This is a genomic window from Palleniella intestinalis (genome assembly GCF_013166595.1).
GTDB lineage: Bacteria > Bacteroidota > Bacteroidia > Bacteroidales > Bacteroidaceae > Prevotella > Prevotella intestinalis.
In genome coordinates, this window is the sequence record NZ_JABKKG010000007.1 from 116062 (window position 1) to 136846 (window position 20785).

The 20785-nt window shown below is 48.6% G+C and carries 17 protein-coding genes and 1 pseudogene; 9 read left to right on the forward strand and 9 right to left on the reverse strand.

What is annotated here, in order from left to right; translation table 11 throughout:
- Positions 1 to 42: 42 nt before the first annotated feature.
- Positions 43 to 501: an NfeD family protein gene (locus HPS57_RS10575; protein ID WP_172182904.1), complete on the reverse strand. Its 459-nt coding sequence runs from the start codon at positions 499 to 501 to the stop codon at positions 43 to 45.
- Positions 502 to 1043: 542 nt separating this feature from the next.
- Here HPS57_RS10575 and HPS57_RS10580 point away from each other — a divergent pair.
- Positions 1044 to 1229, forward strand: a complete 186-nt coding sequence (locus tag HPS57_RS10580) for a hypothetical protein (RefSeq protein ID WP_172182906.1) — start codon at positions 1044 to 1046, stop codon at positions 1227 to 1229.
- Between the two features lie 156 nt (positions 1230 to 1385).
- Positions 1386 to 1862: a thioredoxin family protein gene (locus HPS57_RS10585; protein ID WP_172182908.1), complete on the forward strand. Its 477-nt coding sequence runs from the start codon at positions 1386 to 1388 to the stop codon at positions 1860 to 1862.
- Between the two features lie 573 nt (positions 1863 to 2435).
- Here the strand turns inward: HPS57_RS10585 and HPS57_RS10590 are convergent.
- The 3 genes and pseudogenes from HPS57_RS10590 to HPS57_RS14520 form a co-directional block, all read right to left on the reverse strand.
- A complete protein-coding gene (locus HPS57_RS10590; RefSeq protein ID WP_172182910.1) occupies positions 2436 to 4676 on the reverse strand; it encodes a Tex family protein in 2241 nt (746 codons plus the stop codon).
- A 186-nt stretch (positions 4677 to 4862) separates the two neighbouring features.
- Positions 4863 to 6365, reverse strand: coding sequence for a glutamine synthetase family protein (locus HPS57_RS10595; protein WP_172182912.1), 1503 nt, complete (start codon positions 6363 to 6365; stop codon positions 4863 to 4865).
- 344 nt (positions 6366 to 6709) lie between these two features.
- Positions 6710 to 6808, reverse strand: a pseudogene (locus tag HPS57_RS14520) (helix-turn-helix domain-containing protein); the annotation flags it as partial.
- A 191-nt stretch (positions 6809 to 6999) separates the two neighbouring features.
- On the opposite strand from HPS57_RS14520, the gene HPS57_RS10600 reads away from it, so the two are divergent.
- A complete protein-coding gene (locus HPS57_RS10600) occupies positions 7000 to 7839 on the forward strand; it encodes an aldo/keto reductase (protein ID WP_172182914.1) in 840 nt (279 codons plus the stop codon).
- Positions 7840 to 8122: 283 nt separating this feature from the next.
- Here the strand turns inward: HPS57_RS10600 and HPS57_RS10605 are convergent, their stop codons facing one another.
- Positions 8123 to 9256 carry an N-acetyltransferase gene (locus HPS57_RS10605; protein WP_172182916.1) on the reverse strand — a complete coding sequence of 378 codons (1134 nt, stop codon included), beginning with the start codon at positions 9254 to 9256 and terminating at the stop codon, positions 8123 to 8125.
- A 224-nt stretch (positions 9257 to 9480) separates the two neighbouring features.
- Here HPS57_RS10605 and HPS57_RS10610 point away from each other — a divergent pair, with 224 nt between their 5' ends.
- The 6 genes from HPS57_RS10610 to HPS57_RS10635 all read left to right on the forward strand — a co-directional run bounded on the left by HPS57_RS10610 (position 9481) and on the right by HPS57_RS10635 (position 16759).
- Positions 9481 to 12189 (forward strand): DNA gyrase/topoisomerase IV subunit A, encoded by a 2709-nt coding sequence (locus HPS57_RS10610; protein WP_172182918.1) that lies wholly within the window; start codon positions 9481 to 9483, stop codon positions 12187 to 12189.
- Entirely contained in the window at positions 12182 to 13027 is an 846-nt protein-coding gene (locus HPS57_RS10615) for a DUF3316 domain-containing protein (RefSeq protein WP_172182920.1), read from the forward strand. The genes HPS57_RS10610 and HPS57_RS10615 overlap by 8 nt, the downstream gene beginning before the upstream one ends.
- Positions 13028 to 13113: 86 nt before the next feature.
- Positions 13114 to 14094, forward strand: a complete 981-nt coding sequence (locus HPS57_RS10620) for a S41 family peptidase (protein WP_172182989.1) — start codon at positions 13114 to 13116, stop codon at positions 14092 to 14094.
- Positions 14095 to 14097: 3 nt separating this feature from the next.
- Entirely contained in the window at positions 14098 to 14907 is an 810-nt protein-coding gene (locus HPS57_RS10625; protein ID WP_172182922.1) for an ABC transporter ATP-binding protein, read from the forward strand.
- Between the two features lie 12 nt (positions 14908 to 14919).
- Positions 14920 to 16272 carry an ABC transporter permease gene (locus HPS57_RS10630; protein ID WP_172182924.1) on the forward strand — a complete coding sequence of 451 codons (1353 nt, stop codon included), beginning with the start codon at positions 14920 to 14922 and terminating at the stop codon, positions 16270 to 16272.
- A 61-nt stretch (positions 16273 to 16333) separates the two neighbouring features.
- The gene (locus tag HPS57_RS10635) at positions 16334 to 16759 is read left to right on the forward strand and encodes an HIT family protein (protein ID WP_135939781.1); all 426 of its coding nucleotides are present in this window, start codon (positions 16334 to 16336) and stop codon (positions 16757 to 16759) included.
- 411 nt (positions 16760 to 17170) lie between these two features.
- On the opposite strand, the gene HPS57_RS10640 is transcribed toward HPS57_RS10635, so the two are convergent.
- The 4 genes from HPS57_RS10640 to HPS57_RS10655 are packed head-to-tail and all read right to left on the reverse strand — an operon-like array spanning position 17171 to position 20744.
- Positions 17171 to 17962 (reverse strand): glycosyltransferase family 2 protein, encoded by a 792-nt coding sequence (locus tag HPS57_RS10640; protein WP_172182926.1) that lies wholly within the window; start codon positions 17960 to 17962, stop codon positions 17171 to 17173.
- A gap of 55 nt (positions 17963 to 18017) precedes the next feature.
- Positions 18018 to 18575, reverse strand: a complete 558-nt coding sequence (locus HPS57_RS10645; protein WP_172182928.1) for a WcaF family extracellular polysaccharide biosynthesis acetyltransferase — start codon at positions 18573 to 18575, stop codon at positions 18018 to 18020.
- The gene (locus tag HPS57_RS10650) at positions 18562 to 19668 is read right to left on the reverse strand and encodes a glycosyltransferase (protein WP_172182990.1); all 1107 of its coding nucleotides are present in this window, start codon (positions 19666 to 19668) and stop codon (positions 18562 to 18564) included. The genes HPS57_RS10645 and HPS57_RS10650 overlap by 14 nt, the downstream gene beginning before the upstream one ends.
- Complete coding sequence (locus tag HPS57_RS10655) at positions 19668 to 20744, reverse strand: glycosyltransferase (protein WP_172182930.1); 1077 nt, start codon at positions 20742 to 20744, stop codon at positions 19668 to 19670. The genes HPS57_RS10650 and HPS57_RS10655 overlap by 1 nt, the downstream gene beginning before the upstream one ends.
- Between the last annotated feature and the right edge of the window lie 41 nt (positions 20745 to 20785).

Below are 20785 nucleotides of genomic sequence, written 5' to 3' on the forward strand. Positions count from 1 at the left end.
GTTATGATTCTGCCCGTTATGGTCACGGACAATTAAAGTTTCTTACAATGGAGCAACGGTTATGATTATGCTGTCACGTGAGACAACCCTCACCTTGCTGCCGACAGGAATGGTCATACCGTCCTGCGACTGCGCTTTCCAGTCGTCGCCGTCTATTGCCACTCTGCCATAGCCTGTGCCGGAAATCAGCTCACTCACACGACCTTCCTTGCCAATTATGGCATCGGCATTGCTCACTTTCTCATTCTCTTTCGGGTGGAGGTACTTCTTTATCACCGGACGTATAAGGAATATGCTCACCGCCGTGGCAAAGGCAAACGCCGACAATTGCGCAACGAAACTGTCCGTAAAGAAGGACACGAGGAAACTCAGCAGCGCTCCGCAGGCAAAGCAAAAGACATACAACGTGCCTGTGAGCAACTCGATAATAAGGAAAGCAACACCCACTACTATCCATAAAGCCCAGTCAAGAGGGACATTTCCGATAACAAAATCAATCATACTTTCTCTTAGGTTTTTAGTTTGTTCTTGGCTTTCTTCTCCGACCTCTCTGTGCATAAAAGGCATCCTACCATAAAGATTCCAGCCATGCTGTCAAGGCAAGAGCATTGGTAAAGTTGTTGCAAAGATAATGTTTTTCTCTGAAAAATGCAAGTATTTTCATTTTTTTACGCATTGCATGACATAAATTCCATTTTACAAAAACAGAGTCTTACAAGGCTTTATTCAAAATAAGAGTCGTTTCTGTAATGAAACTACAAGTCTGTATTTCTAACAAATCCTATCGGGGTATCTCTATATTTCTAACAAACAACGGATTTATTTTGGTGATTACAAGAAAATTACATACCTTTGCAAAATACAAGATGCACTCGGCAGTTCGGTTCAAGCTCAACTGCACTCGGTTTGTATCATCTTTGCAACTATTATGATAGAAAGGTTACTGATAAAGAGGCTCAGAGAATGGAGGAGTTCGCCATTGAGGAAACCGCTTGTCTTGCGTGGTGCACGACAAGTGGGAAAATCCACTTTGGTAGAACAGTTTGCCAAAATTCGCCAATTCTCCCTACAAGACGTGCAAGGTCGGCGATGCCATGCGCACATTGGAGAAAGCCATGCTTTTGGAGCTTGCCTATCCCACAGTCAGCCCTACACTTCCAATCACTCCTTCGCAGACTCGCCGTCCGAAATTTCTTTGGCTTGACACAGGGTTGATGAATTTGGGATAACCAATTCCGCAAAGATACTGTCACCACATCCAAAGGCAAAACATTCACGCTCCTCAGTGTTCCTTTTTATTATATCAGCCAGATAAAGAGGATTATTGATACAGCAACAGAGGCTCAATAACCTCTACAGTATAACAAACAAACTACTATATAATTATGAGAAAATATATTTTATCCGCATTGATGATTGTGGCGTTCGCATTGAATGGCGATGCACAAGTGAAGAAAGTTTATGATGAAACCATTGACCCAATGGTGCAGATAGACAACGCTGTGAAGAAAGCAGGACAGACGGGGAAATACGTTGTCTGTCAGATTGGTGGCAATTGGTGTCCGTGGTGTCTGCGCTTTGCCGATTTCATAGAGAAGGACACGGCAGTGGCAAAGGTTGTTGCGGACAATTATGTCTATATACATGTAAACTATCCGCGCAGGAAAGCACCGGCAGAACTGCTGAAACGCCTTGGCAATCCGGGACGCTTCGGTTATCCTGTAATGGTGGTTCTGGATGAGAAAGGCAACGTAATCCACATTCAGGACAGCTCTTTCTTGGAGGAAGGACAGGGATACAGCCAAGAGAAAGTACTGCGCTTCTTCAACGCTTGGACGCCAAAAGCAGTAGAGGGGAAATAACATTTCTCCGGTCCCTGTTTTGATGCTTTGCCAAACAGGTTTATCTATACGGAATTATTGGTGTCTGGTAAAAAATCATAACAAGCAGCAAATCTCTTACATATAACCATCTTATGAGTTTTTCTTCCAAATGGGCTTGTCTTGTGACCCGCAGACGCAGTTCTCCGTACAGAGATAAAGGTCCCGCAGATGTCTGAATGGTGGTGTGCAATGCGGTTGCAATGAATGGTTTCACGCATATGCCCTGGATTTACGCTGATAATGCCACAAACAACTATCTGCGGAAATCTGCGAAATCTGCGGGACACTCCCGGGCTTGCTTGTTGAGGACAAGGCAATTGTGGAGTCAAATGTTTTCCTGCAGATTACGCGGATTTTCACGGATATTATCAACTATTCAGTATCTTTGAAGGGCGTTCTTTAAAAGAGGCTTGTCTCGTGAACCTTGCATCAATTTTTCATGACATGAGGTGATATTTTATTTTACCAGACACCAATAATACGGAATATTGCAGTAAGAAGCAAAGAGGTCACGATCCGTTATTATGCGAATAGTGACCTCTTTTTATTAAGTTAGACACCAAAACTACTGTCCTGCCGCATGGAAAGCGCAATCCTGTTACGCCTCAAATCCACGTCCAACACCCTGACCGTGACATGCTGGCGGAGGTGGACAACCTCGTTAGGGTCTTTCACAAACTTGTCTGCCAACTGCGATATATGCACCAATCCGTCTTGATGAACACCAACGTCAACAAACACACCGAAGTTTGTGATATTGGTCACTATGCCCGGCAGCGTCATGCCAACAGTAAGGTCGGCAGGCGTATGCACATTAGGGTCAAATTGAAACTCTTCAATCTGCTCACGTGGGTCACGTCCCGGCTTTTCAAGCTCGTTCATAATGTCGGTGAGAGTTGGGAGCCCGACATCTTCTGTCGTATATTTCTTTATGTCAATGTGCCGGCGCTTCTCTGGCGATTTTATCAGTTCCAAGACAGTGCATCCCTGTTCTTTAGCCATCTGTTCCACTATCTTGTAACGCTCAGGATGTACCGCACTGTTGTCAAGCGGATTCCTTGCGCCCGGGATGCGCAAGAAGCCGGCACACTGTTCATAGGCAGAAGGACCAAGGCGTGGCACTTTCTTCAGTTGCGCCCTTGAGGTGAACGCTCCGTTGGCGGTGCGGTATTCCACAATGTTTTTCGCCAGAGACGGACCAAGTCCGCTGACATAAGTAAGGAGATGCACACTGGCAGTGTTCAGATTCACGCCTACCGAGTTGACGCAGCTTTCCACAGTTTGGTTAAGACTGTTCTTCAGTTTCGTCTGGTCAACATCATGCTGGTATTGCCCGACACCAATGCTCTTAGGGTCTATCTTCACCAATTCCGCCAACGGATCCATCAGCCTGCGCCCGATAGACACAGCTCCTCTCACTGTAACATCCTCGTCAGGGAACTCTTCGCGTGCTGTCTTAGATGCGGAATACACTGAAGCACCGTCTTCGCTGACAACGAATATCTGCGGTTGGCATTCAAACTTTATGTCGCGAATAAACTCCTCTGTCTCACGGCTGGCAGTGCCGTTGCCTATTGAGATCGCTTCTATCTTATAGCGTTTCACCATTTGCTGCACACTGCCCATCGCACGCAAGCGGTCGTTCTTCGGCGGATGAGGGAAAATAGCCTCATGGTGAAGCAGATTGCCTTGCTCGTCCAAGCAAACAATCTTGCAACCGGTTCTGAATCCCGGGTCAACACCCATCACCCTTTTTTGTCCAAGCGGCGCAGACAAGAGCAATTGGCGAAGGTTTGCCGTAAACACCTTTATCGCCTCATCGTCAGCCTGTTGCTTGCTCAGTGCGGCAAACTCTGTCTCTATCGAAGGATTGAGCAGACGCTTGAAAGAATCTTCGCAGGCCTCCTTGATAATCTTATTGCACGCCTCCTCGCTGCCACGGTCACCAGCAGGGGTGGACATAGTCTTTGCCACGCCTCTGCCTGATGTGTTAAACTTGTTTTTCAGAGCGTCAAGAGCGTTTGTGGAAATTCTGTTCTTGTTGGCAAACAAACGGTGCAGTTTATCTATGCAACGCTCCTCATCGGCACTAATCGTCACACGCAGTATGCCCTCCGCCTCGCCACGGCGCATGGCCAACAGTCGGTGGGAAGAGCATTTGCGCAGCGGTTCGGAAAAGTCAAAATAGTCAGCATATTTCTGTGCCTCATCACTGTCTTGCTTTGCCTTCACCACCTTTGACGCAATAATGGCGTCACGTTGGTAAGATATGCGCACTCCTTGGCGCGCACGCTCATCCTCGTTGATGTTCTCCGCGATAATATCCTGCGCCCCTTGCAATGCGTCTTTCACCGATGCGACATTCTCGTTAAGGAATTTCTTTGCCTCACGCTCAGGGTCGCATCCATGCTGCATGATGAGCGTTGCCAATGGCTCAAGCCCTTTCTCACGTGCTATCTGCGCACGAGTGCGGCGCTTCGGCTTGTATGGCAGGTAGATGTCTTCCAATTCGTTGGCTTCCCAACAATCGTCGATGCGCTTCTGCAACTCAGGAGTCATTTTCCCTTGTTCCGTGATAGTCTTGACGATAGTCTCTTTGCGCTTCGCCACATCCTTCAGCGTGGCGTAAAGGCCGGCAATCTCTCCAATCTTCACTTCATCGAGTCCTCCTGTGCGCTCTTTCCTGTAACGTGAAATGAATGGGATTGTGCAACCTTCGTCCAACAGTTGCAGCGTGTTGCCGACTGCTTTTTCTGAAAGTGCAAGTTTCTCCGCTATTTTTTTGCTAAACATATATTTTTATTGTTGTTGTTTTACCACTGCAAAGTTACAAACTTTCCATGTATATGCAAAGCGAAACAAAGAAAAATATATTAAGTTGGTCTTTACAAAAAGATTCAAAAGGTAATAAAGGTCTCGCATAGAGAAAAATATCTTTATTATCTTTTGAATCCTTTCTATGTATATTTCAGAATAACATTATCCGCAGTGGAAATGTTCTTTCACAAGCTGCAGCATCTTCTCTGTGTCACCTTCGATGTCACGGCGCAATGTGCTGTCCTTGTATGAGCGCAGCTTCTTTATTATACCGTCAATCATGGCCGGGGAGAATACGTTGTGTTTCTCGAACACAGCACGCTGACTTTCAAGACAATCGGCACTGGCAGCGCAAGAGTCAGGCAGTTGCGCCAGTTGCGCTAATTTGTCTGCATTCTCAGCGTTATGTATGTTCACGTTCACATAAGTCTTCTCTGCCACCTCCAATGCGTTGTCCAACTCAAATCCCAACCGGCAAGCCACGCACAGACCTGCCATTAGCTGGTAGATGTCCGCCGAACCGTCCGGCGAACGCATCTCCACAGTCTGCTTCTGCGCTGTGTCGATGCCTGTTGGCTTCTCAAGCGGATTGGCTATGGCGCACATGTCTGTCTTAGCGGTCCATCCTAACGGCACACGCACCAACACACTTCGGTTTCTGTCGCCCCAGCAGATGTTGGTCGGAGCTTCCTGATGAGGGACAAGACGGAAATATGATGTCGGATTTGTATTGCCGAAGGCAGTGATTGACGGAGCCACCTGCATCATGCCGGCTATTGCCGTGCGTGCAATGTCTGACAGCTTTCCGTCGGCAAGCATCATGTTCTTTCCGTCCTTCATTATGCGCATGTGGATATGCAGACCTGAGCCCGCCTTGCCTGCCGTAATCTTCGGTGCGAAAGTTATGTCCAGACCTTCCTGATAGGCCAGATTGCGGATTATCCATTTCGCAAGCATCAGTTCGTCAGCAGCCTTCTGTGCCGGGATTGGCAGGAACTCAATCTCATTCTGCTCAAATATCTGTCCGTCAAGCGTAAAGTTGCCCACTTCTGAATGTCCGTATTTTATATGACCTCCCGCTTGTGCTATGTATGCCATGCACATGGTGCGGAACTCATTGAACTTTGCGTACGGTCCGGACTCGTGGTAGCCATGCTGGTCGGTGGCAGGGAACATCTCTTCGTCATCGGCAATGACATAGTATTCAAGCTCACCCATGGCATGAAACTCCATACCTGTCACATCGGTGAATGCCTTGCATGCCTTCGCCAACGTGTTCTCTGGCGACGACTCAAGCGGTTCGCCGTCTTTGTTGAAGAACGAGCAGAGCATCGAGAGTGTCGGGATTTCTGCAAACGGGTCGAGGAATGCGGTGCGGAAACGTGGGATGACATACAGATCCGAACTGCTTGCTTCGATGAATGGGAAAAGGCTTGAGCCGTCGACACGCTCTCCGCATGTCAGTATCTGTTCCAGATACGCCATGCTGTTGATGACAAAATTCAAAGTCTTCAACCTGCCATCCCCTGCCGGATACATGAAATTCACCATCTTTATGCCATTCTCCCCAATGTACTTGATGATGTCCTTCTTGGTAAACTCGTCTGCAGGTTTGCCTATTGCAGCCACTACAGGGTTAGGGCATAGTTCTAAATTCTTGTCCATAGTGTTTGATAGTTATTCGGTTTGTTAGATAAAAGTTTGTCAATACTCACGAGGCATCTCCTAATGGAAACATCTTCCTCATGACATGGCAAAGGTAATAATAAATTCCGAGAAACCAAAACCTTTTTGCCGGATTTTTTCAAGAATACCAAATAGGTCATTAGAATTTATCAGTGTATGGCAAGTCTCTACTCATTATTACGTATGCAACTTTAAAGGTGTGGCAGAGAATAAAGGGTATTTATTTGGGAAATATTCATGAAACCCTTGGGTGGTCCTGTGTCGGAAACGAGTAGCTACATGACCGATAAGACATAAGATGTGCACCCTTTGGTTTCGTGCATCTATTCCATATAATCCGACGGCTTGACTCCCAAATGCTGATGAACATAACGGCTGAAATAAGCAGGAGAAGAGAATCCGAACATATCGAAAATTTGCAGTGCGTATGAAAAGCGTTGTAAGAATTTCGGTTGATGATGCACTTTTTCCTGTTTTTGCAGAGGTCACATGCCACTTTCCGAAAAAATGGTAATCCAAACCGTATTTTGTGTACCGCAAATCCGAATGGATATGCTTAACTTTGCAGCCGGATAATCACCGACATGACAAAACAAACCAAGACATAATGAATATGCAGACAGTAAAATTGAACAACGGCGTCGAGATGCCACAGATTGGCTACGGCGTCTTTCAGGTGTCACCGGCAGAGTGCGAACGTTGCGTAAGCGATGCCTTGAAGGTGGGTTACAGAATGATTGACACGGCACAGGCGTACCATAATGAGGAAGGAGTCGGCAACGCAGTGCGCAAAAGTGGCATCGACCGCAAGGACATTTTCCTTGTGTCGAAAGTATGGATCTCAAACTATGGTTACGAGAAGGCTAAGGCTTCCATCGACGAGAGCCTGCGCAAGATGCAGACAGACTACATTGACCTGATGCTCCTTCACCAGCCTTTCTGCGACCGCTACGGTGCTTACCGCGCATTGGAGGAGGCGCACAAGGAGGGGAAACTCCGTGCTATCGGTGTCAGCAATTTCTATCCCGACCACTTCATCGACATTGCCAGCAACATGGAAATCCTGCCGGCGGTCAACCAAGTGGAGACACACGTCTTCGACCAGCAGACCGAACCGCAGCGCATCATGAAGGAGTTCGGCACACACATCATGTCGTGGGGCCCGTTTGCAGAGGGACGAAACAATTTCTTTGCCACACCGCTGCTTGCGGAAATCGGGGCGAAATACAGCAAGAGTGTTGCGCAAGTTGCCCTGCGGTGGCTGATTCAGCGCGGTGTAATCGTCATTCCGAAATCAACCCACATCGAAAGAATGCGGCAGAATTTCGACATCTTCGACTTCTCACTTTCCGATGAGGACATGGCAGCCATCGCCACACTTGACACAGGCAAAAGCCTTTTCTTCGACCACCACGATGCGGAAACGACACGGATGTTTATGGGGTGGAGGTAAAGCATGACACAATTACCGGAACAAAACCATATTCCTTTGATATTCAACACCATACAACCATACAAACAAAAGGTAACGATTCGTTGAACGAATCGTTACCTTTTATGTGTCAAATGGTTACCTTTCGCATGGTAAAGTGTAACGGTTGGAAATTCAGACTGTAACCGCCCGTCACAAAATCCATTACACGCGACAGAAAACACCGTAACCGGCCCTTACGGAAGCCCCCACTAACGGCAGGGAAAACCGACAGGGAAACCGGCATTAAAGGGGCAGGAAGAGCCTACAGTTTCTTGCAGAAGAAGCGGCGGCGCTTAGGGAATTCCGGATTGAGAATCTCCCATTGGTTGAGGTTCTTCATGTTTGTCTCCAGCTGAGGGGCAGTCTCCGCATATTTGAAACCTGCCTTTTGGTAAATCGGGATAAGGTCATAGAAGAACAGCGCATTGACCCCCTTGCCCTGATACTCCGGCTGCACGGCGATGAGAAGCATCTCAACAGTGTCCTCCATCTTGAATTTCAGTGCCTTGAGCAAATGGAACCAACCGAACGGGAATATCTTGCCTTTCGCCTTCTGCACGGCACGCGACATGGAGTTCATCGTTATGCCGACACCGATAAGGTTCTTCTCGCTGTCATGAACCAAGGTCACGAACTTCAGGTCCACGAGTCCCAAATAGGTCTTTATGTAGCTGTCAATCTGCTTCTGCGACAGACGCGAGAAGCCGAACAGCGGTGCATAGGCAGCGTTGAGGAGGTCAAAGATTTTCTGTCCGTAGCCCTGTTTGAACACCATGTCGGTGGTCAGTTTGTCAATGCTGAGGTTGTAGCGGCGCATGATCATCTCTCCGCCACGCTTGAACTTCTCCGGCATCTCGTCAGGGACGGCGACGCGCACCTGCACGCTGTCGATTTCCTTGACATAACCGTGAGCTTCCATGTGTGTGACATAGTATGGATAATTGTAAATCGTGGCGACAGAGCCGAGCTTGTCAAAGCCTTCAATGAGCATGCCCTCCTTGTCGAAATCGGTGAAGAGCATCGGTCCCTGGCAAGAAGTCATGCCGCGCTCCCTGCCCCACTCCTCCACGGTACGGAGAAGTGCAGCTGACACCTCTGTGTCGTCTATGAAGTCAATGTAGCCGAAACGGACATTCTTGGTGTTCCAAGTCTCGTTGGCACGGTGGTTTATCACTGCTGCAACGCGTCCGACAATCTTTCCGTCCTTCTTTGCAAGGAAGAGGTCTGCCTCGCAGAACTCGTATGCAGCATTCTTCTTTGGGTCGAACGTGTTGAGGACGTCAAACTCCAAGTCAGGGACAGCGTACTCGTTGCCCTTGTAAAGCTCGTTTCCGAAATGCGCAAACGCCTTCCGTTCTTTCTTTGTGGTTACTCTTATTATGTCGATTTTGCTCATAAGCCAATGAATAAAAAGGTGTCATATTGCAACCCAGCATTACACTAATCAGAGAAAATGCAGGCACGTTGCATGTCATTTATGTATGCAAAATTACAAAAAAAGTCTGTAACCTCAAAAATATGTCAAATAATTTTGCCGTTTCCTTAATAATGATTAACTTTGCATAGGAGCATTTTATCGGCTCTTTTTTGCATAAAAACCACAGAAACCTATCATTCTCCATGAGCGACGATATACAAGAATTGGAATCTGCTGAGGAACGTCAGCAGGCAACAGACTACAAACCCACCAACCGTTTTGATGCTTCGATAGTCCACCATCTCTCGGGGATGTACCAGAATTGGTTCATCGACTACGCTTCATACGTTATCCTTGAACGTGCCGTCCCGCACATCGAGGATGGCTTGAAGCCTGTGCAGCGCCGCATCCTCCATTCCATGAAACGCATGGATGACGGACGCTACAACAAGGTGGCGAACATCGTGGGACACACCATGCAGTTTCATCCGCATGGCGATGCGTCAATCGGCGACGCTCTTGTGCAGATAGGACAGAAGAACCTGCTTGTCGACTGTCAGGGCAACTGGGGAAACATTCTCACCGGTTCGCGTGCCGCTGCACCGCGATACATTGAGGCGCGATTGTCGAAATTCGCACTGGAGACGGTGTTCAACCAGAAAACCACGGCATGGCAGATGTCCTACGACGGCAGGAACAAAGAGCCGGTGACGCTGCCTGTGAAATTCCCGCTGCTCCTTGCACAGGGGGCGGAAGGCATTGCTGTGGGCTTGTCGTCAAAGATTCTTCCGCACAACTTCAATGAGTTGTGCGATGCTGCCGTGGCTCATCTGCGCGGTGAGGAGTACCACCTGTACCCGGATTTCCCTACAGGCGGCAGCATCGATGTATCAAAGTATAATGACGGACAGCGCGGAGGAAGGGTGCGCGTGCGTGCCAAGATAGAGAAAATCGACAACAAGACGCTTGTCATACGCGACATTCCTTACTCAAAGACTTCCGAGACGCTAATCGCGTCCATCACGTCTGCCATTGAGAAAGGCAAGATTAAGGCACGCAAGGTGGAGGACCTTACGGCGGCTCAGGTGGAGATTCTTGTGCATCTTGCTCCGGGAATATCCTCGGACAAGACCATTGATGCCTTGTATGCGTTCAGCGACTGTGAGGTCTCTATCTCCCCGAACTGCTGTGTCATAGAGGACAACAAGCCTATTTTCGCCACGGTCTCCGACGTTCTCGGCTACAGTGCCAACCAAACAAAAGACCTCATACGCAAGGAACTTGAAATCAGGCGTGGCGAACTCATGGAGCAGTTGTTCTACGCTTCTTTGGAAAAGATATTCATCGAGGAGCGTATCTACAAAGATCGCAAATACGAGAATGCGGCAAACCTTGACGCGGCATGCGAGCATATCGATGACCGCCTTACTCCATTCTACTCACAACTTGTGCGCGAGGTTACAAAAGACGACATCATACGCCTCATGGAGATAAAGATGAAGCGCATCCTGAAGTTCAACAAGGACAAGGCGGACGAACTGATGGCGAACATCAAGGCGGAGATTGCGGAGATTGACCGTGACCTTGACAATCTCACGGAGGTGACATGCAACTGGTTCATGTACCTGAAAGGGAAATACGGTGCTGACTATCCGCGCCTTACCGAGATACGCAGTTTCGAGAACATCGACGCTGTGCGTGTGCTGGAAGCCAACGAGAAGCTGTACATAAACCGTCAGGAGGGCTTCATCGGCACAGGCATGAAGAAGGACGAGTTTGTCTGCAACTGCTCTAACCTTGACGATGTCATCATCTTCTACAAGGACGGCAAGTACAAGGTTGTCAGGGTTCAGGAGAAGATGTTTATCGGCAAAAATGTCCTTCATGTGCAGGTTCAGAAGAAAAACGACACACGCACAATTTATAATGTTGTCTATCGCGACGGCAAGCACGGATGCTATTATGCCAAAAGGTTCAATGTCGCAAGTTTCACGCGTGACAGCGAATATGACCTGACAAAAGGCACGGCAGGCTCAAAGGTGGTCTACTTTACCGCAAACCCTAACGGTGAGGCGGAGATAATAAAGGTGACTCTTGAACCAAGTGCGAAGGTCAAGAAACTGTTCGTGGAGTACGATTTCGGCAGTCTTGCTGTGAAGAACCGCAATGCAGGAGGAAACATCCTGTCAAAGACGACAATCCACCGCATATCCCTGAAATCTCGCGGTCATTCCACTCTTGACGGGCGCGACGTTTGGTTTGACCCTGATGTGCTGCGCCTCAACTATGACGAGCACGGAAAGTATCTTGGCAAGTTCAACGATAACGATGCTATCCTTGTGGTGCTTGACAATGGTGAGGTATACATCACGAATTTCGACCTCAACAACCACTATGAGCAGAACATTCTCGTGATAGAGAAACTGGACACAGCCAAGGTTTGGACATTGCTTTTCCACAATGGGGAGCAGCAGGGACAGGTCTACATGAAGCGTTTCCGCATGGACCTTGCAACGAAGAAGCACCAGAACATTCTCGGTTCGGAGGGGTCATCGCTCCTTCTTCTTACCGACACGCCATATCCGCGTGTCAGAGTGGATTTCAAGAACAACGCGACCATACAGCGCGAACCGTTGGAGGTTGAGTGCGAGCCGTTCATTGATGTCAAGGTTGCAGGCTTCAAGGCGAAAGGAAAGCGTGTGGTGATATGGCCTGTTGCCGGCGTTGAGGAACTTGAACCTACGCGCAAGCCGGAGCCTCCTGCAGAAGAGACTGCCGAGGAGGACAGCAATAATAGCCCTGCAACTGCCAATGAAACGCCTGTAGAGTCACTTGACCCGGACGAGGGGAAGACGGAGCAGCAGGTAAGGGATGAAATTACAGGACAGTTGACATTTGATTTCGATGAATAGACTCCTTTCCATAATATGCCTTTTCGTCCCACTGTCGCTGTCGGCACAGGAGAAGCATGTCACCTCCACAAAGATGTTTGGCGTGGGATACAACAGTGTGCAGGACACTTACCTCTCGCCTGAGCATTATGGCGGACCAGAGGTGCGCTACCTCTCCCACACCGTGCGTGAGCGCGCAGAGGCCACATGTGACTCCAATTTTGTGCAGGATGCCACGAAAGAAAAAACACGTTGGACGCGGCTTATCATCAATGAGGGGTATGTTTCCTATGGGAAGTCACGCTCCAAGAACGGCGCAACGATTTCCGGTGCTTACCATTTCCAGTATGGTGTGCTACGGAAATGGTCGTTCCTCGCCAACCGTCTGACACTGAGAGGCGGCGCACAGGCGGAGTTTCTTGGAGGATTCATCTACAACACACGCAACGGCAACAATCCTGCACAAGCACGTGCACTCATTGACATCGGATCTGTTGCCATGGCGGAATATGCCCTAAAAGGCGGAAATGCTGACGGCAAAGGACGCATAACCGTGGCTTACGAAGCGTCATGCCCTCTTTTCGGTCTGACATTTTCCCCTAACTACGGGCAGTCCTACTATGAGATTTTTAACGAAGGGAACTATGACCGCAACATAGTTCCTACAACAATAGTTTCCATGCCGTCACTGCGCCAGCAACTGACGTTCACCTTTTGCCTCTCGCGGATAAACCTCTCCGTGGGCTATCTTGGCGACTACCGGCAGTTACAGGTGAACAACCTGAAACAACACATATACAGTTCCATGTTCATGTTTGGCATGACACACAGCTTTTATGCAGGAAGGAGGAAACCATAATGCAACATACCAATACAGAAATGACACATGGAACATGCCGGAGCAGCATCCATGGCAAACTCTTCCATAGGCTATTCTTGTTTCTTATGCTTATTTTCGGTGCAGTAACGATGTCAAGCTGCGTCAATGAGGAGGAATTCGAAAACAATCCAAACGGCAATTTCGAGGCTCTATGGAAAATCATGGACGAGCATTATTGCTTCTTTCCTCTTAAGGAAAAAGAGCTTGGCGTAAACTGGAACGAGGTTCACGAACGCTACAAACGACAGGTTTCCGCCCCGCTTAACGGTGACCAACTGTTCGAGGTTCTCGGCAATATGCTTGGCGAATTACGGGACGGGCATGTGAATATGTCATCCTCCTTTGACCTTGCGCGCAACTGGTCATGGCGCGAGGACTACCCTGCCAACCTTTCTGACACACTGCTGAGGGCGTATCTCGATACGGATTACCGCCAGGCATGTGGCATGCAGTACCGCTTCCTTGATGACAACATCGGCTACATACGCTGCTCATCATTCGGACAGGCTATAGGAGAAGGGAACATTGATGAGATTCTTTTCTACCTTGCCCCAGCCAACGGACTCATCATTGATGTCCGCTCCAACGGCGGAGGCATGCTGACCTCTGCGGAAGCACTCGCACGGCGATTCACCAACCGTGAAATCCTTGTGGGATACATGCAGCACAAGACGGGCAAAGGACATGAGGATTTCTCTGCCATGGCTGAGCAGCATCTGTCAGCAAGCAACCGTCTGCGGTGGCAGAAGAAGGTTGTGGTGCTGACAAACCGTGGCGTTTACAGTGCTGCAAATGAGTTCGTTAAATACATGAAGGTATGCGGAGCGACAATCGTCGGCGACCGTACAGGCGGCGGAGCAGGGATGCCGTTCTCCTCGGAACTGCCCAACGGCTGGTCTGTAAGGTTCTCCGCCTGCCCGATGTATGACATTGACGGCAACTCAACGGAGCAGGGAATAGACCCGGACATAAATGTCTCACTGAGCGATGAGGACTTCCGGCGCGGAAAGGACTCCATTATCGAATATGCAAGAAAACTATTTTAGATTATGCTGAAAGTAGAACATATAGTAAAAAGGTATGCTGAGCATACCGCCCTTGACGATGTAAGCATCCACGTCAAGAAGGGAAAAGTGTTCGGACTGCTGGGACCGAATGGTGCCGGCAAGACGACGCTAATCCGTATAATCAACCGTATCACCGCCCCGGACAGTGGAAAAGTAATCTTTGACGGCCACGATTTCAGTGCCGATGATGTGCGTAAGATTGGCTATCTGCCGGAAGAGCGCGGCTTGTACAAAAAAATGAAAGTCGGAGAGCAGGCTCTTTACCTCGCCCGACTGAAAGGTATGTCGTCACAGGACGCTAAGGCGGAGCTGACGAAATGGTTTGAAAAGTTTGAGATAATGCCATGGTGGCACAAGAAACTGGAGGAACTGTCCAAAGGCATGCAGCAGAAGGTGCAGTTCATAACCACCGTTGTCCACCGCCCTCCCCTGCTTATCTTTGATGAGCCTTTCTCAGGTTTCGACCCTGTAAACGCAGAGCTTCTTAAGCGCGAGATACTACAACTGAGGGACGAGGGGCACACCATCATCTACAGTACCCACAACATGGCATCCGTGGAAGATGTCTGCGACGACATCGCCCTTATCAACAAAAGCCGGGTAGTGCTATCAGGAAGCGTCATTGACGTGAAACGGCAGTTCGCTGACGGCACTTTCGAAATCAAGGCACAGGGAACGCGCGAGCAGGTTGAAAACCTCGCCCAACAACTCAAGAATGTAGAAGTCCATGAGGTTCTTCCGTCAATGAACGATGTGTTCCTTAACACAATAACCTCCGGCACAAACAAATAAAAAGACCATACAATGAATAATTTAGGAATAGTTATCGGCAGGGAATACATGACACGTGTGAAGAAGAAGTCATTCCTCATACTGACCATTCTCATGCCTTTCCTCATTGCCGCACTGTGCGCATTCCCTGTGATTCTTGGTTCCATAAAGGATGACGAGCAGAAACAGGTAGTCATCATGGACAAGACAGAGAAATACCTGCCGCTCTTCACCAACACCGGCACTGCCTGCAACAGTGCTTCGGATGATGAAATGAAGGGCTACAAATTCGTACCGGGAGCAGGCGATGTGCAATTATATAATAATGAAGAACTGGACATCGAGGCTGTTGTCTGCATAACAGGAGACCTGACTTCAGACCCCAACGCAATAAAGATATACAGCCGTAACGAGGTGCAGAACGACCTCATACGCCACGTGGAGAGAATCCTTGACACACAAGTTCACAAGGATAAACTCGCCGCATACAACATCCCACAGCTTGAGAACATCGTGAGCGACTTGCAGACAAGCATAAACATAAAGACAGTGAAATGGGGTGACAACGGTGAAGAGACTTTGTCGTCAAGCGAACTCGCAATGGCACTTGGACTTATCTCTGCTATCCTCATTTACATGTTTGTGCTCATGTACGGCGCAATGGTAATGCAGGGCGTTATGGAAGAGAAGACAAACCGCATCATAGAGGTGATTGTGGGAAGCGTGAAGCCATTCCAGCTTATGATGGGAAAAATAATCGGCGTGATGCTTGTAGGATTCACACAAATGCTTGTATGGGGCGCAATGCTTCTCGGCATCAGTGCACTTGTGGGCATCAGTGTCATGCCTTCCATGGCAGACCCGGCCATAGGGATGGAAGGAGGACAAACGGCACAGCAGGCAGCCCTTCAAGCATTGGAGAATAACGACTCATCGGCAGAATTCATGCAGGCTGCAAGCAATCTGCCACTGGCAGAGATAGGCATAATGTTCCTGTTCTTCTTCCTTGGAGGATATATCCTCTACTCCTCTTTCTACGCAGCCATAGGCGCAGCAGTCAATTCGCAAGAAGACTCTTCACAGTTCATGACACCTATGGTGATAATAATGGTCTTCGCGCTCTATGCAGCAATGGGCTCTGCCGAGAACACTGACGGCCCATTGGCATTCTGGGCTTCCATGTTCCCTCTGACAAGCCCTATTGTCATGATGGTGCGCATACCGTTCGGCGTGCCTCTGTGGCAGGAACTGCTCTCTCTCGCAATACTCTACGCCACAGCCCTGCTGTTTGTATGGGTAGGCGGAAAGATTTACCGCATAGGCATACTCATGTATGGCAAGAAACCAACCGTTAAGGAGATGTGGAAATGGATGAAGTATTCATAAATTCACACATTACCTTATCATAACAAACTATATAAACATTAACTTACAAACTACCAAAATTATGTATTCAGACCCAAAAGATTGTCTCTATTGCCAGAACAATGAGACACTGCACAACCTCATGATTGAGATTTGCCACCTCCGTGTTTCACGTGTCTTCCTTTTCAAAGAGCAGACTTACCGCGGACGCTGTCTTGTGGCTTATGACGGACATGTCAATGACCTCAACGAACTTAACGACCAGCAGCGCAACGACTTCATGGCGGACGTGGCACAGACCACACGTGCCATGCAGCGCGCATTCAACCCTGAGAAGATTAACTACGGTGCATTCTCCGATACACTCTCCCACCTCCATTTCCACCTCGCTCCTAAGTACGTAGGAGGCCCTGACTATCCGGGACTGTTCCGCATGAATCCGGGTGAGGTTTATCTCACCGACGAAGAGTACAAGGACATGATTGAACTCATCAAGAAAAACCTCTAAACAAAGCCACAGTCCATATTTCATTACATATATGGACAAACAATCTTATACGACATCAGCTGGCACTGACTCTTATCACGAGCGTGCCGGCTGATGTCGTATAATCCCCAAGCTGCCAAGGGAACTGACTGACGAAAATGTTGCTTAAAAGGGGCCGGGATTATTGGTCTGTTGACAAACTTAAAAGCAATAAAAATAGCAAGATATTGGTCGGCATAGTAAAAGGTAACCCTTGACAATATGAAGGGTTACCTTTCACTATGCCAAGAGTTACCTTTTACAGTACGAAAGGTTACCTTTCATACTGCCACTGATTATCTAAAAACGAATGTGCAAATATCTCTTATTCTCTTTTTGCCATAAACCATTATTTATGAGAGCATTAGCACGCACAAACATCAAAACATCCTATCATTTGAACTTTGCCTCGATGAACTGCGGAACCTTCCACAGCATCTTCTCTATCTTCATCAGCACAGGGTTCATGCCGTGGGAACTGTACATGCGCACATCCTCACGCCACATCTGTCTGCGACGTGCGCTGTCAGTGCTCAGGCCACCCATGCGCATGCGGACGATGTACTCCGGCAGATAGGTAACGGACAGATCGCCACCGACAAGGTAGCGGAAGAGAAGGTCGGAGTCCGCTGCTATCTTGTAGCTCTCGTTATAAAGTCCCTTGCGCTCCATCACGCTGCGGCGGATATAGCACGTAGGATGCAAAGGGAGCCAGCCGTGACGGACTTTCCAAAGGCGGTACTTGCCGCCTATCCAGTTGCGGACAACCTTGCCGGTACGCTCATGGTTCACAAACAGACCGTCACCGTAAAGGAAGTCGGCATGACTCTCGCGGAAGCGCTCGGCTATATGGGAGACTGTCTCACCGGAGTACAGGAAGTCATCGGAATGGACAAGACCGATGATGTCACCTGTTGCCATGCGGATGCCTTTGTTCAGTGCCTCATACATCCCGCCGTCAGGCTCGGAGATGACTTTCATCTCGAAACCGGGATGCGTAGACCTGAAACCGGCTTCTTTGGAAAGGCGTTCCATTTCCTTTATTATCTCCAGAGATTTATCCGTGGAAGAGCCGTCAACGATGATGTACTCAATATCCGGGTAGTCCTGCGACATGACGCTGTCTATGGCGCCACGGATGGTGGACTCGCGGTTGTAGCAAGAGGTGATTATAGATATCTTCATAACAGTGTTTTTCTTCTTAGTGAAATCGCTGCTGAAAGGAATTTCTGATGTTCCCTCAGACAGTTTTTATCCTTCTTTTTCTTATCATCACCGCCGGAATGCCTTGGTAAATCCCGGCAGATTCAGTGTCCTTTGTTATCACGCTGCCGACTGTGGCAATGGAGTTCTCGCACATCGTTATGCCCGGACAGACAACAACGCGAGCACCAACCCACACTCCGTCCTCAAGGACAATAGGGGCATTGCGGTATGGCATTGAAGGTATGGTGTAATCATGGTTGCCGGTGAGAAGCAACGCTCCTTGTGACACACAGGCATTGCTGCCGATGGTCACATGGTCGAGATTGTCAATCCAGCAGTTCTCACCCAGCCACACATTGTCGCCCACCGTAAGTTTCCATGGGAACTTGATGGTCACATTATTCTTTATCACCAAGCCTTTGCCTATCTTTGCACCGAACGCGCGAAGAAGAAAAACCTTTATTCCCATGAAAGGATTCCATGAGGCGCGGACAAACAGCGCATTGACAAAATACCACAGTGCTATCTTCAGCCCGCCGGCCCCTTTATCGAAATTTCCCGTGGTGAAAGCTCCCAAATCAACTCTTCCCATTGCCAAGTATGTTGTTGTACATTTCCACAAATTCCTCAGCGACCTTGCGCTCGGAATACTTTTCTTCCACAAGTCGTCGGCCGTTATGCCCTTTCTTCTCCAACTCTTCTTCCGAAAGCTCGAGGAAAGAGCGCAGGGCTGCCACCGTAGGTTCTGTACCGACGGCTGTCCACCAACCGCAATCGTAATCATGAAGGTCGCCCCATGGTGTTCCCTCGGTGGTCACGACAGGTGTGCCGCTTGCCAACGCCTCAGCGACAACTATGCCGAAATTCTCACTGTGTGTCGGAAGGACAAACAAGTCTGCCTGACGGAACAGTTCCCATTTCCGGTCACCGTAGACACCGCCTTCGAAGCGGATGATGTCAGCAATGCCAAGGTCGGAAGCACGACGCTTCAGTTCATTGATGTAGGTCTCCTCACCTTCGCCGGCAATACGCACGGTGTATCCGTGCAGTTCAGATTTCAGTTCTGCCACCGCATCGATGAGGAAGTTTATGCCTTTCTTCACATGTACACGGCTCAGGAACAGTATCTCCTTGTTGCGCTTCCATGATGTCTTCATCTCTATGCTGTCAACATCTACGCCATTGGCTATGACACTGATTTTATTGTTGTAGCCCAGTGCAAGAAGATTGTCTTTCTCGCTCTCCGCTGTGGCATGAAGGTGTTCTGCACGGACAACGGCACTCTTCTGATAGAGAAGCAATGCCGGGAATTTCCTTGTCCAATAATGCCTCTGCATAATCCATGGCTCAAGCATGCCATGAGGGGTAAGGACAACTTTATATCCTGACGATTGTGCCCACCGCTGAAGCATGGCACAACTTGGTGTCCAGCAGCAGTTGATGTGGACAATGTCCGGATGCACCTCTGACAGAAGTTCCTGCCATGAATGCTTCAGGCTCAGAGGGCTCTTCCATGACGGCAGCCTGTGGACTATGCCGTTGTCCATAGGAAGTTCGTTATCACTTCCGTGAGAGGCAATGTGAAGCTCCGTCAGCAGTCCGAGTTCCTTGGAAAGAAGCTGCATATAAAAAGCCGTGCCGCCCCAAGTGCGGTCAAGGCTTGGAATGTAGTGTATTACCTTTATCATAAGATACTCAATGCGTTTTTAACCATATTCTCCGGAAGAAGTGTGCAGGCAAGTGCCTTTGCCTCCTGCCCCATGCGGACAATGTCACAGTCCGGAGTGTCGCTGACAGTACGCTCGCAGTCATCAAAAGTGTCGAAAATCATACCGTTGACTCCTGACTTTATGTAACTGTACTCCACGCACTGCAATGTCTCTGTGGAGCGACGGAACGTGAAGATTGGCAAGCCGTAGCCCATAGCCTCAACAATGGACAGCCCTACCCAACCGGGCTGGAAATAGATGTCTGCCGCAGAGAAAAGCTCGCGTTTCAGATTGACATCATAGACAGCACCAAAGTCATGCACGTTCTTATAGCTGCTGAAATCTGGTTTGTTGGCACCGTCGCCGATTATTATGAAACCGAAACGGCTGCTGTCAAGGCTCTCTATGGCACGAAGAAGCAGGTCGACACGTCGGTAAGGGGAAGTGAAACGGGCGCAGAAAATCAGTATTCTTTCTTCCGTTATGCCATGCTTCTCTTTCAATGACGCTTTGGACATTGGTGGGATGTATGAGACTATGCCGTCCATGCCTGTCACAGTGTTGTTCAGTGCCACTATCTTTTTCTTTGGGAAAATCTCTTTCCATTGCTTTTCCTCTTTCGGCATATACAGCCATATACCGTCAGCCATTGCTCCCATCCATTTCAGTTTCCAGTCCACTTGCTGTTCTTCCTTCAGATAGCGTTTCACGGAAATGCCCTGACCATACAGTATGATATGTTTCCTGTGGATGAACTTTGTCAGTAGCAAAAGCCATGTGGTGATATGCGCGAAATGGAGCATCAGCACAAGTGTATCATATTCCTTGCGCAACAATTTGAAAGGGTTATACCACAGTATGCCATGCCATTGCATGTTCGGAATATAACTTGCCCCTTCACTTTGTACCTTGAAACCATTCTTTGCCGCTGCCGCCTGAGAATTGTAGACATAGATGTCTGCCTTTCCGCATTGCTCACGCAGACCTGCAAAAAAATCCTCACGGTAATGCGGCACCTCAGGCTGCAATATCGCTAAATTCTTAAAACTCATAAACAAAATTATTTTGTGTCATATGGACGATGAAAGAAAAG